Origin of the sequence: Desulfitobacterium chlororespirans DSM 11544, assembly GCF_900143285.1 — a bacterium.
Taxonomy (GTDB): domain Bacteria; phylum Bacillota; class Desulfitobacteriia; order Desulfitobacteriales; family Desulfitobacteriaceae; genus Desulfitobacterium; species Desulfitobacterium chlororespirans.
Window position 1 is genome coordinate 1 of the sequence record NZ_FRDN01000007.1, and the last position, 16,502, is coordinate 16,502.

General features: G+C 48.0%; 12 protein-coding genes and 1 rRNA gene. All 13 read right to left on the reverse strand.

All coding sequences use genetic code 11. The features are described from left to right. A 16S ribosomal RNA gene (locus tag BUA14_RS10680) occupies positions 1-70 on the reverse strand; the annotation flags it as partial. A 574-nt stretch (positions 71-644) separates the two neighbouring features. Then, positions 645-1,838, reverse strand: coding sequence for a thiolase family protein (locus BUA14_RS10690; RefSeq protein WP_072772605.1), 1,194 nt, complete (start codon positions 1,836-1,838; stop codon positions 645-647). A 78-nt stretch (positions 1,839-1,916) separates the two neighbouring features. After that, the gene (locus BUA14_RS10695; protein WP_072772606.1) at positions 1,917-4,013 is read right to left on the reverse strand and encodes a heterodisulfide reductase-related iron-sulfur binding cluster; all 2,097 of its coding nucleotides are present in this window, start codon (positions 4,011-4,013) and stop codon (positions 1,917-1,919) included. A 33-nt stretch (positions 4,014-4,046) separates the two neighbouring features. Continuing rightward, positions 4,047-5,036 (reverse strand): electron transfer flavoprotein subunit alpha/FixB family protein, encoded by a 990-nt coding sequence (locus BUA14_RS10700; RefSeq protein WP_072772607.1) that lies wholly within the window; start codon positions 5,034-5,036, stop codon positions 4,047-4,049. 34 nt (positions 5,037-5,070) lie between these two features. After that, complete coding sequence (locus tag BUA14_RS10705; RefSeq protein ID WP_072772608.1) at positions 5,071-5,844, reverse strand: electron transfer flavoprotein subunit beta/FixA family protein; 774 nt, start codon at positions 5,842-5,844, stop codon at positions 5,071-5,073. Positions 5,845-5,864: 20 nt separating this feature from the next. After that, positions 5,865-6,647 (reverse strand): enoyl-CoA hydratase, encoded by a 783-nt coding sequence (locus BUA14_RS10710; protein ID WP_072772609.1) that lies wholly within the window; start codon positions 6,645-6,647, stop codon positions 5,865-5,867. 25 nt (positions 6,648-6,672) lie between these two features. Continuing rightward, positions 6,673-6,933: a TIGR04076 family protein gene (locus BUA14_RS10715; protein WP_072772610.1), complete on the reverse strand. Its 261-nt coding sequence runs from the start codon at positions 6,931-6,933 to the stop codon at positions 6,673-6,675. 127 nt (positions 6,934-7,060) lie between these two features. Next, positions 7,061-7,918 carry a 3-hydroxyacyl-CoA dehydrogenase family protein gene (locus BUA14_RS10720; protein ID WP_072772611.1) on the reverse strand — a complete coding sequence of 286 codons (858 nt, stop codon included), beginning with the start codon at positions 7,916-7,918 and terminating at the stop codon, positions 7,061-7,063. Positions 7,919-8,001: 83 nt separating this feature from the next. Then, positions 8,002-9,756, reverse strand: a complete 1,755-nt coding sequence (locus BUA14_RS10725) for an acyl-CoA dehydrogenase family protein (RefSeq protein WP_072772612.1) — start codon at positions 9,754-9,756, stop codon at positions 8,002-8,004. A 44-nt stretch (positions 9,757-9,800) separates the two neighbouring features. Further along, complete coding sequence (locus BUA14_RS10730) at positions 9,801-11,141, reverse strand: MFS transporter (RefSeq protein WP_072772613.1); 1,341 nt, start codon at positions 11,139-11,141, stop codon at positions 9,801-9,803. Positions 11,142-11,185: 44 nt separating this feature from the next. Further along, positions 11,186-12,469 (reverse strand): CaiB/BaiF CoA transferase family protein, encoded by a 1,284-nt coding sequence (locus BUA14_RS10735; protein ID WP_072772614.1) that lies wholly within the window; start codon positions 12,467-12,469, stop codon positions 11,186-11,188. 273 nt (positions 12,470-12,742) lie between these two features. Continuing rightward, complete coding sequence (locus tag BUA14_RS10740) at positions 12,743-14,086, reverse strand: MFS transporter (protein WP_072772615.1); 1,344 nt, start codon at positions 14,084-14,086, stop codon at positions 12,743-12,745. Between the two features lie 378 nt (positions 14,087-14,464). Next, complete coding sequence (locus BUA14_RS10750; protein WP_072772616.1) at positions 14,465-16,393, reverse strand: sigma-54-dependent Fis family transcriptional regulator; 1,929 nt, start codon at positions 16,391-16,393, stop codon at positions 14,465-14,467. Positions 16,394-16,502: the final 109 nt, after the last annotated feature.

Genomic DNA, 16,502 nt, shown 5'->3' on the forward strand with positions numbered 1-16,502 from the left:
TCCGTTCGACTTGCATGTGTTAGGCACGCCGCCAGCGTTCGTCCTGAGCCAGGATCAAACTCTCCATAAAATTTATGAAGAACATTTGATTGCTCAAATTTCTTACTCTTATTTGACGAGTCATTGGCTGTTCCTTGTTGTTTAGTTTTCAAAGACCATGGACGGTCTGGGTGTCGCTGTAGCCACGGACGGCGAGAAGCGACCAAAGACCATCTTTGTTTTGCCGCTTTCAGCGACGAGATTCATCTTAACATTTTTGACGAGTTCCGTCAACTGTTATTTTTTCATCACATAATCTTTCGATTAGTGACTAGTTACTGGCCGCCGCACTTAGTGGCGACATTTATAGACTTTACCAGAGTAATCAAACTTTGTCAACCCCTTTTATCATGTTGTTTTTTTTGAAAAATATGCATGGTTCATTATCTTTTTTATCTATGTTTAATTTGAGTCTGCCAATCGAATCTGAGCCTTAAAAGAGAGTGCCGAAAAAGCTATTTTAATAGCTTGCGGCACTCCCTTACTTTCAGCAACTATAGAACAATCCATTCCAAACACTCTAAGCAAGACAAGTTGCATCCGACCATCATGGAAACCGCAATGTTAAGCAATACCATGCAGAGTCACGGTGCGCCGTTTCCCTATCAGGAGACCTTAATGACCAGGGAAGCACCCGTGTCGCCGGCGGCGCATCCTGTGAACAAACCATAACCGCCTCCCAGCATTACCAGTTCTTCAACCATTTCAATAATGGTCCGGCCGGCCGTCGGCCCTTGAGGATGCCCATAAACCAGTGAGCAGCCGTAGTTATTCATATTCATGACATCCAGACCCATTTGATTGGCCATAAACAAATCATTTCCTGTAAAAGGATTGTGAGATTTAATAGCTTTCAAGTCTTTGGTTCCGATACCTACCTTGTCCAAAGCCATTTTTGAGGCAGGAACTACAGCTGCCGCCATATGAGCTTTCTCAGCACGGGCATAACCATAAGCAAGAATTTGAATCTTGATGTTTTTATCCTTACTCAGTTCCCGGGCTTTATCTTGCGTTGTGACGATTAACCCGCAATTGCCATCAGCCGGATGGGTTTGGGCACCGAAGGAATGTACTCCTCCGGGAATAACCGCTTTCAACGGGGCTAAGGTCTCATAAGTTGAATCAGTGACACCATCGTCCCCTTCAAGGATGCCTGTTTTCTTTTTGCTGATTTTATATTCCACAGGGAACATATAGCGTTTTTGAAAAGCTCTGTCATTGGCCAAAGCATCATTATATTGTTCGTAACGTCTGGCTGTGACCCGGTCCACATCCTCCTTGGTAATTCCGCCGGCTTTGGCCACCACATTTTCAGCCGTTTGGATCATTGCTGAGCCCGCCCAAGGATCGGCAGCAAAGTTGTCCATCATCCAACTTTCCTTAATGAGCTCACCACCGGGGCCCATGGGATTAGGCCAAAGGGTGAAGGGGCCATTGGAAGCCCGGTCGGCGAGCAGGCAAAATGAGGTGTCATAGAGACCGGTCTCAATACTGGAAGCCGCTTGGCTCAGGCATGTGGTGGAGGTTGAGCAGGCTTGGGTAATATGCAGGCCGGGAATATCCGGAGCCCCCATCAGAGCAGCCGCCCATGGAGCCGCATAAAATGTATGCAATTGTCCAATGGTTTTCCCCAAAACCAAGTATTCAAAGATCTTCGGATCGATTCCTTTGGATGCAAACCATCGTTTAGCCGTAGCTGCCGCCAATTCAACGGAATGCTCGTTCTGAAGGACTCCCTGCCAACGGGCGAATGGGGTACTGTAATAACCACCATAAGGAATATAGGCTTTTGAATACATAATAACAACCTCCTAATTATTAATGGTTAAATTAATTTAAATAGAGCTTCTTGGTCAGGACTTATACCTGCTGAGGATTCAGGACATCTTCTCCACCAAAATTTCCGCAATATCCAAGGCCTTAACCCGCTCCCCTGCTTCTCGTGCAGCGACCCCATCGCTGATCATGGTCAAGCAGAAGGGACAGGCTGTGCCCACCCTATCTACCCCTAAGGCGATGGCCTCGTCAGTACGCATCATATTGATTCTTTCTCCTTCATGCTCCTCAATCCACATGCGACCGCCACCCGCTCCGCAGCAGAAGCTCTTTTCCTTGGCACGGGTCATTTCCAGAGGCTTAAGGCCAACCTTCTGCAATAATTGGCGGGGTGCCTGATAAATACTGTTATAACGTCCCAAATAGCAGGAATCGTGGTAAGTGATCCGGCGCTCATCTGCTCCCTCTATCCCCTGATTGAGCTGCAGACGTCCCGAACTGAGCAGATCATTCAGGTATTCCGTATGATGAACGACTTCAAAATCCCCTCCAAACTGGGGGTATTCGTGTTTTAGGCAGTTGAAACAGTGGGGACATTGAGTAAGAATCTTCTTTACCCCATAGCCATTCAGCACCTCAATGTTCTCTTGAGCCAAGAAGTAGAAAAGGTACTCATTCCCCAAACGGCGGGCCGAATCCCCACAGCATTTTTCTTCATTACCGAGGATGGCAAAATTGACCTGTGCTTTTCGCAGCAGCTTCACTATGGCTGCGGAAACCTTCTGATTCCGCCCGTCAAAGGCTCCGGAACAGCCCGGGTAATAGAGGATTTCCGCCTCAGGGTTCTCGGCCAGGGTGGGAACATCCAAACTTTGTAGATAGTCGGCCCGGGCACTCCAGCCAATTCCCCATGGGTTGCCGTTATTTTCCATATTGCGGAAGGCCAGTTGGGCTTCCGGGGGAAAGCAACTTTCCATGAGAACCAGATTCCGACGCATGGCCACGGTTTTGTCCACATGTTCCACAAAGATCGGACACTGCTCCTCACAGGAACGACAAGTGGTACAATCCCAAATGTCATTTTCTGAAATCACCTGACCGATAAGCTCAGGCAGACCCAGTTCTTCTTCACTGGGCAAATTTTCCTGCCCAGTACTTCCTTGGACCGCTGCAGCGGTCTCCTGCAGGCCGGCTCCCCCTTCAACGGCCGTGGCCGGATGCTTCTTCCGATAGTTCTCATAGGCTTTGCCCACCTCTTCCATATGAACGCGCATATCCTGAATCACCTGTTTGGGATTGAGGTGTTTGCCGCTCAAATAGGCGGGACAATGATCCTGGCAGCGCCCGCATTTCACACAGGCATCGGTGTTAAACAGGGTTTTCCAGCTGAATTCCCGCAGCTTGCTTTTGCCGTAAGTTTCGATGCTCTCATCTTCAAAATCGATGGGCTCCGGCACGCCTGGGGGACCATGATGGCGCAATGCCTGATTGGCCGGAGCCAACAGGATATGGGAGAGCTTGGAATAAGGAAAATAAGCGATCAAGGTAAAGGCCAGGATGGGATGAATCCACCAAATTATTTTGTGCAAGGATAACAGGGTCGCCTCACTAAAGAAGCTTGCCAACCAGGGAGCCATTATATAACCCATAAAGGCGTAAGTTGCCCAGGGATCCGGCTCGATAGCCATCCGGAGCCCTTGCACGATGAATCCGGTTACCAGAATCACCAGGATCAAGGCCAGAATGATGGCATCATCCCTGGTATTATCCAACCTTCGGGGGCGGATAACATAACGCCGCCAAAGGGCCATAAGGATTCCCAGCAGAGCCAATAAGCCAAAAAGATTGGCCGTTACTTTAATAAAGAGATAAAGGGGTCCTCGGAAAATTTGCAGTCCAAAGTCTGCCTGGATAGCCACAATTAAGGTGGCAAAGAAAAGCAAGGCAAATCCCCAGAAGATCATGGCATGCATGAGACCCGGATATCCTTCTTTGAGAATTCTTTTGTGCCCAAAACCGTAAATCAACACATCTTTAATCCCTTGCCACAGCCCCGGCCAACGCTTTTCAGGCTGTCCCATTTTCCAGAGACGATAACGCCGGTAATAGCCGTAGAAAAAAATTGCCAAAGTAATCACAGCCAGAGGATAAATGAGCCAATGCCCGTCAATATTCCAATAAAGTACCCGCGTAGCTATTTGAGATCCCCCTCTCCTTTTCCACCTGTCTCTTTAGGCGCTGACCAGCTTTTTGAATTCTTCTGTAAGCAGCGGAACCACCTCGAACAAATCCCCTACAATACCATAATCGGCCACGCTGAAAATTGGGGCTTCCGGGTCTTTATTGATGGCAACAATAAACTTGGCTGCCCCCATACCGGCTATGTGCTGAATCGCTCCGCTGATCCCGCAGGCCACATACAAGGTAGGGGCGACAATGCTCCCCGTCTGTCCGACCTGGAACTGGTTATCGATCCAACCGGAATCCACGGCTGCTCGCGAAGCTCCTACCGCTCCCCCTATCACATCGGCTAACTCTTCAAGGATGGCGAAGTTTTCTTTGGCTTTCATCCCCCGGCCACCAGAGACCACAAAATCCGCTTCAGTTAGTGCCGGACGGCTGGTGACCAAAAGAGCCACATTCTTCAAAAGAACCTGAAGATCTTCTGGATCGACAGTTACCGTCGCGTCAATGACCTCGGACTGCCTGGAAGGAGCCGGTTCCGCCACTGGGAAAGATTTGGCCCTTACCGTAGCAAGGCTTGGTCTGGTCACGATCTCGACAAAGCTATGGGCACTGCCCGTATAAACAGGGCGTTTATAGATCAGGAACTTTTCCGGATCCACTTCAATGTCGATGGCGTCTGAAGCAAGACCCACTCCCAGACGTTGGGCAAGGCGGGGAGCCAAGTCTTTTCCAACTGCTGTATAGCCTAAAAGAAAAGCCTGAGGCTCTTTTTCCCGAATAAGCTTAGTCAGTGCGGAAGTATAGGCACCGGTGGTGTACTGAGCCAATTGTGGGGAGTCCAGCAAGTAGACCTGGTCAACTCCATAGGCAGCGGCTTCCTGGGCTAAAGGGGAGGTCCCTTCCCCGGCAATGACCGCTATTAGAGGCTCTCCCGTCTGGTCGGCAATTTTCCGTCCTTGACTTAATAGTTCCAAGGATATTTTGCGAATTTTTCCGGCAGCATGTTCGACAAATATCCAGATTCCCTTCGGCATACGACTCGCTCCTTTACAGTGTTTCCTCATCTGATTAGAGAACTTTAGCTTCCTCGCGGAGCAGGCGTGCCAATTCACGAGTGGATTCTGCTGCTTCACCAGGAAGTATTCTGCCGCCTTTTCTCGGGGCAGGCAAAGTATAGTGAGTAACCTTTGCCTGCAGCGCCAAGTCGGGGGCACTCAGTCCTAAATCCCTTAGTTTAACGGTGGTCAATGGTTTTTTCTTCGCTTTCATAATTCCGGCGACGGATGGATAACGAACTTCATTGATCCCTTGAACTACGGTTATGACTGCGGGAAGTGTGACCTCAAGGGTTGCCAGTCCGCCGTCGATAACCCGCAGGGCTGTTGCCTGACTGCCGTTAATATCCAATTTAGTGACACTGCTGATGGAAGGAAGCCCCAATTTTTCAGCCATACGCACTGCAACCTGAGCCGAACCCATATCTGTGTCCATAACTCCTGTTAAAATGAGGTCATAAGGGAGGGACTCCACCGCTTTGGCCAGTATAGCGGCGACTATGCCCTCATCCACCTCCCCCAGGGCAGGGTCCTTAATGTGAATCGCTTGATCGGCACCCATAGCTAAGGCGCCGCGAATGGCCGCCGTAGCTTCTTCTCCTCCAAGGGTGACCACGGTTACTTCACCGCCAAATTTCTCCTTCATCCGGAGAGCCTCTTCAATGGCATACTCATCTAAAGGATTGATAACCAGAGTGACCCCATTGGTGTCTACTTTGCCATCGCTGTTCAAAACTATTTTCGCTTCTGTATCAATCGTTTGCTTAACGCATACCACAATGTTCATAGGGTATCCTCCTTATGGGGCTAACGATTTTTAAACACCGCTTCACGTTTATTGATGAAGGCATCGAGACCTTCCCGGAGATCCTCCGTCTCAAAAACCTTTTCTACATAGTTCATTTCCATTTCCAGGGCATCCACTAAACTGAGTTCCATGCCTTTATTGATTAACAGCTTATCGTAACCCATGGCGATACCGGCCCCTTTAGCCAACTTCTCAGCTAGTTTAAGAGCTTCATTCAAAGATTCACCGGCGGGGACAACTTCATTGACTAAGCCGATTCTAAGGGCCTCATCCGCTTTGACAATTTTTCCACTGAATAAAAGTTCTTTCGCTTTCGCCGGTCCCACCAGCCGTGCCAGTCTTTGGGTGCCCCCAAGTCCCGGAAGCAGACCGAGCAGAACTTCTGTAAGGCCCAGCTTGGCCTTTTCATCCGCTATTCTGATATCACAAGCTAAAGCCAGTTCAAGCCCCCCGCCTAAGGCAAGGCCATTGACAGCACAGATCACGGGTCTGGGGGTATTCTCCAAATAGGAGAGCATTTCTTTGTAGATGGTGGCATTTTCCCGGGGACCTTCTTTAAACTGATTGGGAAAATCTTTAATGTCCGCACCGGCCACAAAGCACTTAGATCCCATTCCGGTAATGACTATGACTCTAATCTCCGTGTTCTCTTCCACTTCATTTAAGGTTTCTTTCAATTGTCCTCTTACTTCTAAGGTCAGAGCATTGACGGGCGGATTATTGATTGTAATAACCCCCACTCCATTACAAACGGTAAGCTCGACCACTCTATTTTCCGGCATAACAACATTCCTCCCCTTATAAGATTCAATTCCGCCGCAAGGAAAAGACCACCGTATTGGCAGGATCAGGGCATTGCAGCTCCCTAAGCTGGTTAATCCAGTCCTTGTCTTCTGTTTCCCTGCCGAAGGCAGTCAGGTAAGGAATGAAGCTGCTCAACGCATATAGGCAAAGGGGGCTGCCTTCACAGGAGGTGATATTGGGTTCAGAATAAATCACCTTATCCCCTTCCTTATATCCTGCCGCACAATGCCTTTTTATGCTTTTTACGTTCATTTCTACCTTCATCTTGTTCTCCTCTTGTCAACATTGATTTCTTCTCGCTATAAAATGTACTTGTCCTGGAACACCTCTGCTGTAGATGGAGCTTAATCTCCATCTGCAGCAAGGGTACGGATTTCCAGAGAACTATTTCTTATTTGTCATAATCGTACCAGCCGGCGCCGGTCTTTTTGCCCAGGCGTCCGGCCCGGACAATGTTCTTGAGCAATTGGGGCGCATTCCATTTCATATCTTTGTATTCTTCAACGAAATAATCGGAGACGTGGACAGAAATTTCTACGCCGGTGAAGTCCATGAGTTCAAAAGGGCCCATGGGGTAATTCAGACCAAGCTTGACGGCGGTATCAATGTCCTCGATAGAGGCGATTCCTTCCTCGGCGATGCGAACCGCCTCCAGAAATTGGGGCATCATGATCCGGTTGACGATAAAGCCCGGAGTATCCTTCTTCACTTCAACGGGGGTTTTCCCCATGGCCCTGGAAACATCGGATACTCTAGCCACCGTCTCATCGCTGGTGTAATAACCGCGGATGACTTCGACCAAACGCATAATCAGGGGCGGATTAAAGAAGTGCATACCCACGACCCGATCCGGGCGGGAGGTGGCTGCTGCTAAAGTGGTGATGGACATGGAGGAGGTATTGGAGGCAATGATCGTTTCCGGGCCGCAAATCTGATCCAATTTCTGAAAGGCCGTCTTTTTTATATCCATGTCTTCGAAAATCGCCTCAATGACCAAAGGAACCGACGCTAGATCCTCCATATTGGTGGTAGTGGTGATGCGCTGCAAAGCGGCGTCTTTTTCTTCAACCGTCATTTTTTGCTTAGCCACACTCTTATCCAGAAAACCGGCAATGCGCTGGACGGCCCCGTGGACGAACCGCTGCTCAACATCGCAAAGAATCACATCCAAGCCCTTCACCGCTGCCAGGTGGGCAATCCCGCCACCCATAGAACCTGCTCCCAAAACCCCTATCTTTGTCATTGTCATTTTAATATTACCTCCTCTTTTTTATTTCCAATAGAACGAGACTTCGTTCAGCGGAATACTCTGCTTCCATAGCAAGTAGTCCCTTAGACCGCGTATTTACCTGCCTCGGATACTGCCGCAGCGATATCTCTATGCAGAGCGATGGTGTTCCGCAAAGTGCATTGGGTCACTGCCTGCAAATCCTTCAACAAGCTCTCCAGCTCCTGACCCTCGGCCAGAGCGGATAAGATTTCCTTGGCGATGGACTCAAGGTAGCCCATATTTCCATAAATAAAGGCACTCGTCATCCAGCCCTTCAGTTTTGCCTTAGTCTCACCCTCCTTGGCCACAGCCTTTTGGGTCCGCAACCAGGCACTCTCCATGGCAAAAGCCTGGATTGCCAAATCTGCCAGTTTGCCGACAATCTCCTGTTCTTTCTGGAGATTCTTTCCGTACTTCTGCAGGCCGGCGGCCATGGTCAGCAGGAACATATCCTTTGCTGCCTGGATCAATCCGGCTTCATCTTCTCTTGCCGCTCCCCCGGCCGCGATGTACTCTTTCAGCTTTTGGACAGCCTCCTGGAGGGGCAAATCCCCTTTGTCCGCCCGCCGCAATAAGGTAATCGGAATAATCGTCCGGTTAATCTCGTTGGTTCCTTCAAAAATCCGGTAAATCCGGGCATCCCTATAGAGCCTTTCGATGCTGTATTCGGAACAATACCCGTACCCGCCGTGAATTTGGACTCCTTCATCCACTACATAGCCCTGAGCCTCTGTAGCAAAAATCTTGTTCATGGAACACTCCAGAGCGTACTCCTCAATTCCCTTGGCGGCAATCTGTCCCCCATTCTCACCGGAAGTGTCCAGGCCATGGAGTATCCCGTCCAAAAGACCTCCCGTACGGTAGAGCATACTTTCCATCACATAGGTTTTAATGGCCATCTTAGCAAGCTTTTCCTTGATCAAGCCAAAATTGGCAATCGGGGTCCCGAACTGTTTGCGCTCATTGGCATAGGCAGCCGCTAATTCCAGGGCATGCTTGGAAGCTCCTAAGGCATTGGCAGCAAGCTTATAACGGCCTAAGTTTAAAATGTTAAAGGCGACAATATGACCTCTCCCAATTTCAAACAGAACATTCTCCACAGGTACTTTGACATTATCCAGGATGACCTGCCTGGTGGAGGAGCCTTTGATCCCCATCTTCTTTTCTTCCGGTCCCAGGGACAGCCCCTCGGAATCGGCATCGACGATAAAGGCCGTATACTTATCCCCAGCGATTTTGGCATAAACAATAAAGAGATCGGCAAAGGCGGAATTGGTGATAAACTGCTTGGTTCCGTTTAACAGATAATATTTGCCATCGGGACTCAGATCCGCCCGGGTTTTCGCCGACATGGCATCGGAGCCGGCTCCCGGTTCCGTCAAAGCATAGGCCCCCGCCTTTTCTCCGCTGACGATCCCCGGCAGATACTTTTTCTTTTGTTCATGGGTGCCGAACATGACGATGGGCATACTGCCGATGCCGGTATGTCCCCCCTGGGTCATGGCAAAGGAACCGCCCTTTCCTATGCACTCGGCAACAATGGTGGTGCTGATTTTATCCAGATCCAAACCGTCGTATTCCTCGGGAATATCCAGCCCATTAAGTCCTAATTCACCAGCTTCTTGGATAAGCTGTTTGTTCAGACCATCCCGCTTCTCTTCCAACTCCTCCATAACCGCCAAAACGCGATCCGTCACAAAGCCCATCGCCGTTCGATAAAGCATCTTATGCTCAAGGGTAAAGTCCTCAGGGGTAAAAACATCCTGAAACCTGGTTTCCCCGAAGAGAAAGCTCCCCCCTTTTGGTAAGTCGCTCATTCTGTTCACACTCTCTTTCTCCACTCTTTACGAACACATCATGGTCAGGCGTTGGCACTAATTCTTTCGATACTTTTTCCTTTGGTTTCAACCACAAAGAATAAGGCTACAAAAGAGGCAATCACCGCCGGAACGGCAAAGAAGACAAAGGTGCCGGTGAAGCCTACCCCCAGCTGCTGAACATACCCGGCAACGATAGGGCCAAGAAATCCTCCAACCCGTCCGAAAGCCTGAGCCGAAGCAACCCCCGTACTTCGGAATTCCGTAGGATATCCCTCAGCCAGCAGGGGCTGTGTTCCGCTCAGACCCCAGTTCATAGCCAGGCCAACCAACATCCCGCAGATCACTACCATCCACTGATTTGAGGCAACCCCCAGCAGAAGTATGGCAGCCGCGGTCGCTATCCAACCGATAATCACATTGGTTCTCCGCCCGATGATATCCGCCACATAACCCGTACACAGACCTCCGATGGCACCAAAAACATTTTGCAGGACGGCGAAGGAATATCCTTTGACCAAGCCGTACCCCTTATCCACAAGCAGAGTAGGCAGCCAGCCGTTGATGCCATAAATCACCACGGAACCCATAAAATAAATGATCCAAAGGGCCATGGTTGCTCGGCGATACTCCCGGGAGAAAAGGGCTCCAACGCCAACCTTTTTCGGGCGAGGAGGCAGGAACAAGCTGCCCGGAGCATAGTCGTTGGCTTTTCCTTTGCTTACCATCTCAATGCGCTTAAGAACCTCAATGGCTTCTTTCTCTCTCCCTTTACCTAATAACCAATGGGGAGATTCTTGAAGAGCCGCCATTAAAACGAAGGCGTAGAGAACGGGCAGCACTCCGATTAAATAACACACTCTCCAGCCAAAGGTGGGAACCACATAAATCGCCACCACACCGGCCACGACCCAACCCAAAACATAGAAGGACATGATGGAAGAGATGAAAAACCCTCTGTTTTTCGTGGGCACATTCTCCGCCATCAAAGTAATGGCGATGGGGATGCAAGCACCAAAGCCAACCCCGCCTAAGATCCTTAAAATAGCAAAGGCTTCAAAGCTGTTAACAAAATAAATGGGAAAGGTGAGTAAAGAAAACCATATGGTGAAAATGGCCAGACCCTTTTTCCGGCCAATACTGTCGGAAATAATTCCTGCGATCATTCCGCCCACCATCAGCCCCAAAAGACTCCATGATGCCAGACTCCCCGTTTGAACCTTGGTCAGTCCCCATTCTGCAGACATCTGAGGCATGGTGTAGGAAACAATCATATAGCTGAATCCACAGAAAATGAGGGTAAGGCCTACTAAAAAGTAGGTTTTATACGTATACTTTGAGACGCCTATTTGATCCACTACATCGGAAATCGAAATTTTGCCCATCGTTATTCCCCCATCCAATATCTATCCCCTACCCTTTTTAAAAATCAGATAACGTTCTTTTCTCTAAACGCCGCTATTTCACTTGCGCTGTACCCCAGCAGCTTGCTGAGAATATTATCGGTGTCTTGACCCAGGGTGGGGGCGCCACGCCATACTTGGGCGGGGGTCACACTCAGCTTGGGAGCAAAACCAAAGGCTTTAACTTTTTCACCCAGGGTTTCATCCGTATATTCAATGAAATTCCCCCTCTTTTGGTAGTGCTCATTGGTCGCCAGGTCGGCTGAAGTCCTGACAATACCGCTGGGCACTTTTTGGCTGAGCAAATACTGCAAGGCCTCCTCTGCGTCACGGGCTGCCACCCAGTCAATGGCCTTCTGATTTAATTCCAGTCCCAGCTCGGAATTGATCGCCTCGATGGAATTGCCGCAGGTTTCATGGGAATATTTATCGAGATCAAGACCCAAGGCTTTGATGAAGCGCCCGTATACCGCAGCTCCATAGGCGCCGATATAAAGGTATTTCTCATCCTTTGTCTTGAAGAGGTTCCCCGGTTGGAAGATGGCTACTTTATTGCCATTCCGCTGCCTTACCCGGCCCAGCTCAAAATACTGGACAAAGGTATCATTGAGAACCTTGCTCATGGACTCGATCTGTGTCACATCAATGGCCTGACCCTTCCCTGTCTTCTGGGCATGGTGATAGGCCATCAGTATGCCGTTAACGGCAAACATCGCCGTCATATAATCGTTGATAAAGGTGGCCGCATGGGAGGGAGGCATAGGCTCGGGAAAACCGTTGACAAACATATATCCACCCTCTGCCTGGCCGATGGGATCGTAGGACGGCCTGTTGCATTGTTCCGGAACACCGCCGAATTGCGGTCTCCCAAACCCACTGATATGGGCAATGACCAGTTTGGGGTTGACTTCGAGAAGCATCTCTTCCGTAATTCCCAATTTTTCCGTCCACACCATGTTCTCCAGCCAGACATCACAGTTCTTGATTATAGAGAGAAAGATTTCTTTACTCTCTGGAATCTTTAAATTGATCTCCAAGGTCAGACTTAATTTATTTCTGGCTTCTTGGATCCAAGCCGCACTGATCTTCCGGTCATTGCGTTTAACGATTGGAGCTTGTTCACGGTAAGGATCGCCAACATTCGGCCGCTCAACATGAATAACCTCCGCCCCGAACTCCGCAAGCATCGATGCCGCAAAAGGAGCCGCCACAATACTTCCGGTCATTAAGACCCTCATCCCCGCAAGGGGCCCGTAGACCGGTGTCAAGGCCGGAGCAGGAATGCGCTCGATTTCTTTCCATCTGCCCATTTAATAATCTCCCCTCTGCTACTAATCTTTTTTACTCATCTGCAGTTCATACCCTTAAACAAATCTTCATTGCTCTAACCCTTCAAAAACTCCTTTCCCAAAATTGTCGACTTTAAGATATTTTCCTAATTTTCTAACTAATCTGATATCAATGCAATTCTCATGCCAACTTGTCAATGAATGGCAAACCCTCTCTCCTTGGCCTTTCCAGGAAAACACCCCACCGCGCTCCTGAAAACTATGTCAAATTTTTTGCTATCCTTGTAAAGTTTTTTAAACATTGGCACTCACAATTTTTTCGATAGCTTTATCCTTGGTTTCAACGACGAAGAAAAAAGCTACTGCAGCGGCAATAAAGGAGGGAATCGCAAAAAATATAAATAGACCTGTAAACCCTGCCCCCATCTGTTGGATAAACCCCGCCGCGATGGGTCCTGAAAACCCTCCCAAACGTCCGAAGGCCTGGGCCCACGCCACACCAGTGCTTCTAAACTCCGTCGGATACGATTCCGTCAACAAGGGCTGGGTCGAGCTTAAGGCTCCGTTCATTAAGAAGCCGACAATAATGATAAACAAAATAACCTGCCATTGGGTGGTCGCAAAGCCTAAAAGAATGGCGAAGACCGCCGTAAAGAACCAGCTTAAGGAAACATTTAACCTGCGGCCAATAATATCGGCAAAAAACCCAATGCTCATTGCACCGATTATCGCAAAAATATTTTGTAATACGGCAAATGAGTATCCCTTCACTACTCCAAAACCGGATTCAACCAGCAAAGTGGGCAGCCAGCCGGAAATTCCATAGATTAGCACTGATCCCATAAAGTAAATTGTCCAATTGGCAAGGGTGGCTTTACGATAGTTTTTGGAAAAAATCATACTTACCCCTACTTTAGGGGGAGCAGGCGGAGTGATTAACCGTCCAAGAGGCCATTCGCCGGCTTTTCCTCTTGCGGCGATTTCGATGGTTTTGACGACATCAATGGCCTCTTTTTCGCGGCCTTTGCTCAGAAGCCAATAAGGGGACTCTTTCATTTTGAACCATAAAACCAAAGAATAGAGGGCTGGTATTCCTCCGAGCAGGTAACAAACCCGCCATCCAAAGACCGGAACAATGGTGATGGCTACGATACCCGCTACCACCCAACCGGAGATATAAAAGGCCATAATCGATGAGGTGAAAAAACCTCTTTTATGGGTTGGCGCGCTCTCTGTCATCATGGTCACCGTAATAGGAATACATGCCCCCAGACCGATACCGCTTAATATTCTCAACATCGCAAACACTTCAAAGCTATGTACAAAATAAATAGGCAGCGTCAGCAGAGAATACATGGCCACAAAGATGGACAGGGTTTTTTTCCTGCCGATACGATCGGAGATAATACCCGCAGTCAATCCCCCAATGATCAAGCCGATCAGGCTCCATGAGGTCAGACTTCCCGTTTGGACTTTGGGCAGTCCCCATTCAGCCGCCATCTGAGGCATGGTATAAGCCACGATCATATAATCAAATCCATCAAAAAGCAGGGCAATCCCGACCAGAATATACATTGTGTAAGTGTATTTTGAGACGCCTAATTGATCTATGACCTCGGATATATAGGTTCTATTCACATTTATCTCTCCTTATCTCGATCTCCTCACCCTCTTCAAGCCCAGCCACATCTTTCGCTCATGATGCCTTATGCAGAAATCCCTTCTAACCCCCCTCTTTTCTAATATTCTGAATTTTCTGTACAAAAATTAACTATGCAATTCTTATGCCATCCCTTTCCGCCCCTGATTTCCACTGCTGAGGCCTTTATTGCTGCGGACAGGAAGCCGGCTTTAAAAAACACTGTCATATTTTTTTATAAGGCTGTAAAAAACTTTTACATGCTAAAGAAAGCACTAATAAAATAAGCACTAAATCCCTTGCCGGGGGCATAAACACAGCAAGAGGCGTATCGAAACCTTAGTCTCAATACGCCTCTTATATAAAGTATTTTATAATCACCTGCCACTTTTCAGCATTTTAAGCAGTGTGGGCCGGCTAATCCCCATCATTAATGCGAGTTCACCGTTGGAGATTTTTGTCTTCGCCTTTACTCTATGAACAATTTCTGCATTCATTTCCTCTAAGGACCGTATCCGCACATTAATGGTGTCATTGTCTTGTTCTTCCTCCTCGCTGGCGTGCAGTGTGGGCCGGGTCGAGAATTCTTCTTCCAGCATCATTAAGATAATCTCGGGCAAATCATTTCCGTCGTCACACAGAACAACGCACCTTTCTATAAAATGATTCAACTGTCGTATATTTCCATACCATTCGCAATGGGATATTTTATCAAGAACAGCCGCAGACAGCTCAATATTCATTTTATGATACTTTTCGGTGTACTTTTGCAGATAGACTCTGACGAGGTGAGGTATATCCCCCCTTCTTTCTCGAAGAGGGGGCAGGGTTAGTTTCAAGACGTTTAAACGATAATACAGATCTTCTCTAAATTCTCCTTTTCTGACCAGATCCAGGAGATCCTCATTGGAAGCGGCTATGATGCGTACATCCACAGAAACAACCTGATCGCTGCCGATTCTGCGAATTTCCTTCTCCTGGAGAACCCTTAGAAGATTTGCTTGAACATCCTTTTTCATTTTATCTATTTCATCCAAAAACAGGGTTCCACCATGAGCTATTTCGAATAGCCCCGGTTTTCCGCCCTTACTTGCGCCCGTGAAGGCCCCTTCACTGTAGCCGAAAAGCTCACTATTCAATAGGCTGCCATCCAATGAAGCACAATTGACCGCCACAAAAGGCTTACGGGAGCGTTGGCGGTGTCCATTATGAATGCTTTGGGAGATAAGCTCCTTGCCGGTTCCGGTTTCTCCTTTGATCAGTACATTGCAGTCTGTATCAGCATATCTCATGGCCATAGTTATTACTTCAGACATTTTACTGTTGTTGTTGATGATGTCTCTAAAATGATGTTTGGCCACCAATCCCTTGGTCCCGGTTGCTCTCATTTTTTCCCATTCTTCCTGATTAGCCTCTTTAAAATTAATCATAATGCCCCTGAATTGGTGATTGTGAAGAATCGGAACTTTATTAACCAAAATCGTTCCCTTCGGAGTATGGTGCAGGAAATTCAGCTTCTGATCAAAATCCTTTAACAGAGCTGCCAAGCTTGGACAGCCGCTCAGATCCTGGACAGATTTTCCTATCACATCTTTCTCATGGAGTCCAAAAAACTTTGCTGCATTGGCATTAAAATTGACCAATATCCGATTCTCATTTAAATGAATCATCCCTTCGTGGGTAGAATCGGCCATTGTCTTGATGCATTCGTGGGAGACCTTCTCATTACGCTTAAGATCCACAAGTAACTGAGCATATTTAAAGGCTCTTCTAATCGTATATTCACCGCTCGTTACCGATACATATTGAATATTTTTCCTCTCTACAGCTGATGAAATCTTTTCTCCGGCCCCAATGGCTACTTCTACTCCATCCTGATAGGCCTTTTCAACCTGAACCAGCACTTCCTTCCAACTGTTATATCGATAGATGTGCGCGTCAATCTGTATCGCTGAACAAACGGCTTTGATCGCTTCGGTATCAATTTGTCCAGGATTAAACAGCCCTATGGTTTTTTTCGTTTTCTTTGCCTGTTCAAGAGCTATAACCAAGTCATACTCGGTTGGAAAAATATTTACCCAAGGCATTCTTCCCAAATTGTCCCGGAGCAACCCAAGGGTTGCGCCACCGGTGGCAATGATCGGATCCCAATGCTCCCGATGAGCCACTTTACCCCGAATGAGCTCTACCGCATCATCAAAGGTTGCTTCATAAGCATCAATTTCGAAGTTATATTCCTTTCTAATCTTTTCCAATAATCTAGTCGTTTTCTTATCTGGGGATGTCAAGACGATTTTTCCGAACATTTTTCTTCCCCCTAAAATCTAACTCCTAAATCCTGCATGACCATTCCGTATCCATTATAGTAACTGAATTTTCGGAATTATACAACAAGTCCTTCCCGACATGTAATTA

Coding starts and splice junctions, on each gene's coding strand:
- BUA14_RS10720 (WP_072772611.1), bottom strand. CDS start 7,918: ATGACAATGACAAAGATAGGGGTTTTGGGAGCAGGTTCTATGGGTGGC.
- BUA14_RS10750 (WP_072772616.1), bottom strand. CDS start 16,393: ATGTTCGGAAAAATCGTCTTGACATCCCCAGATAAGAAAACGACTAGA.
- BUA14_RS10725 (WP_072772612.1), bottom strand. CDS start 9,756: ATGAGCGACTTACCAAAAGGGGGGAGCTTTCTCTTCGGGGAAACCAGG.
- BUA14_RS10690 (WP_072772605.1), bottom strand. CDS start 1,838: ATGTATTCAAAAGCCTATATTCCTTATGGTGGTTATTACAGTACCCCA.
- BUA14_RS10710 (WP_072772609.1), bottom strand. CDS start 6,647: ATGCCGGAAAATAGAGTGGTCGAGCTTACCGTTTGTAATGGAGTGGGG.
- BUA14_RS10730 (WP_072772613.1), bottom strand. CDS start 11,141: ATGGGCAAAATTTCGATTTCCGATGTAGTGGATCAAATAGGCGTCTCA.
- BUA14_RS10735 (WP_072772614.1), bottom strand. CDS start 12,469: ATGGGCAGATGGAAAGAAATCGAGCGCATTCCTGCTCCGGCCTTGACA.
- BUA14_RS10700 (WP_072772607.1), bottom strand. CDS start 5,036: ATGCCGAAGGGAATCTGGATATTTGTCGAACATGCTGCCGGAAAAATT.
- BUA14_RS10705 (WP_072772608.1), bottom strand. CDS start 5,844: ATGAACATTGTGGTATGCGTTAAGCAAACGATTGATACAGAAGCGAAA.
- BUA14_RS10715 (WP_072772610.1), bottom strand. CDS start 6,933: ATGAAGGTAGAAATGAACGTAAAAAGCATAAAAAGGCATTGTGCGGCA.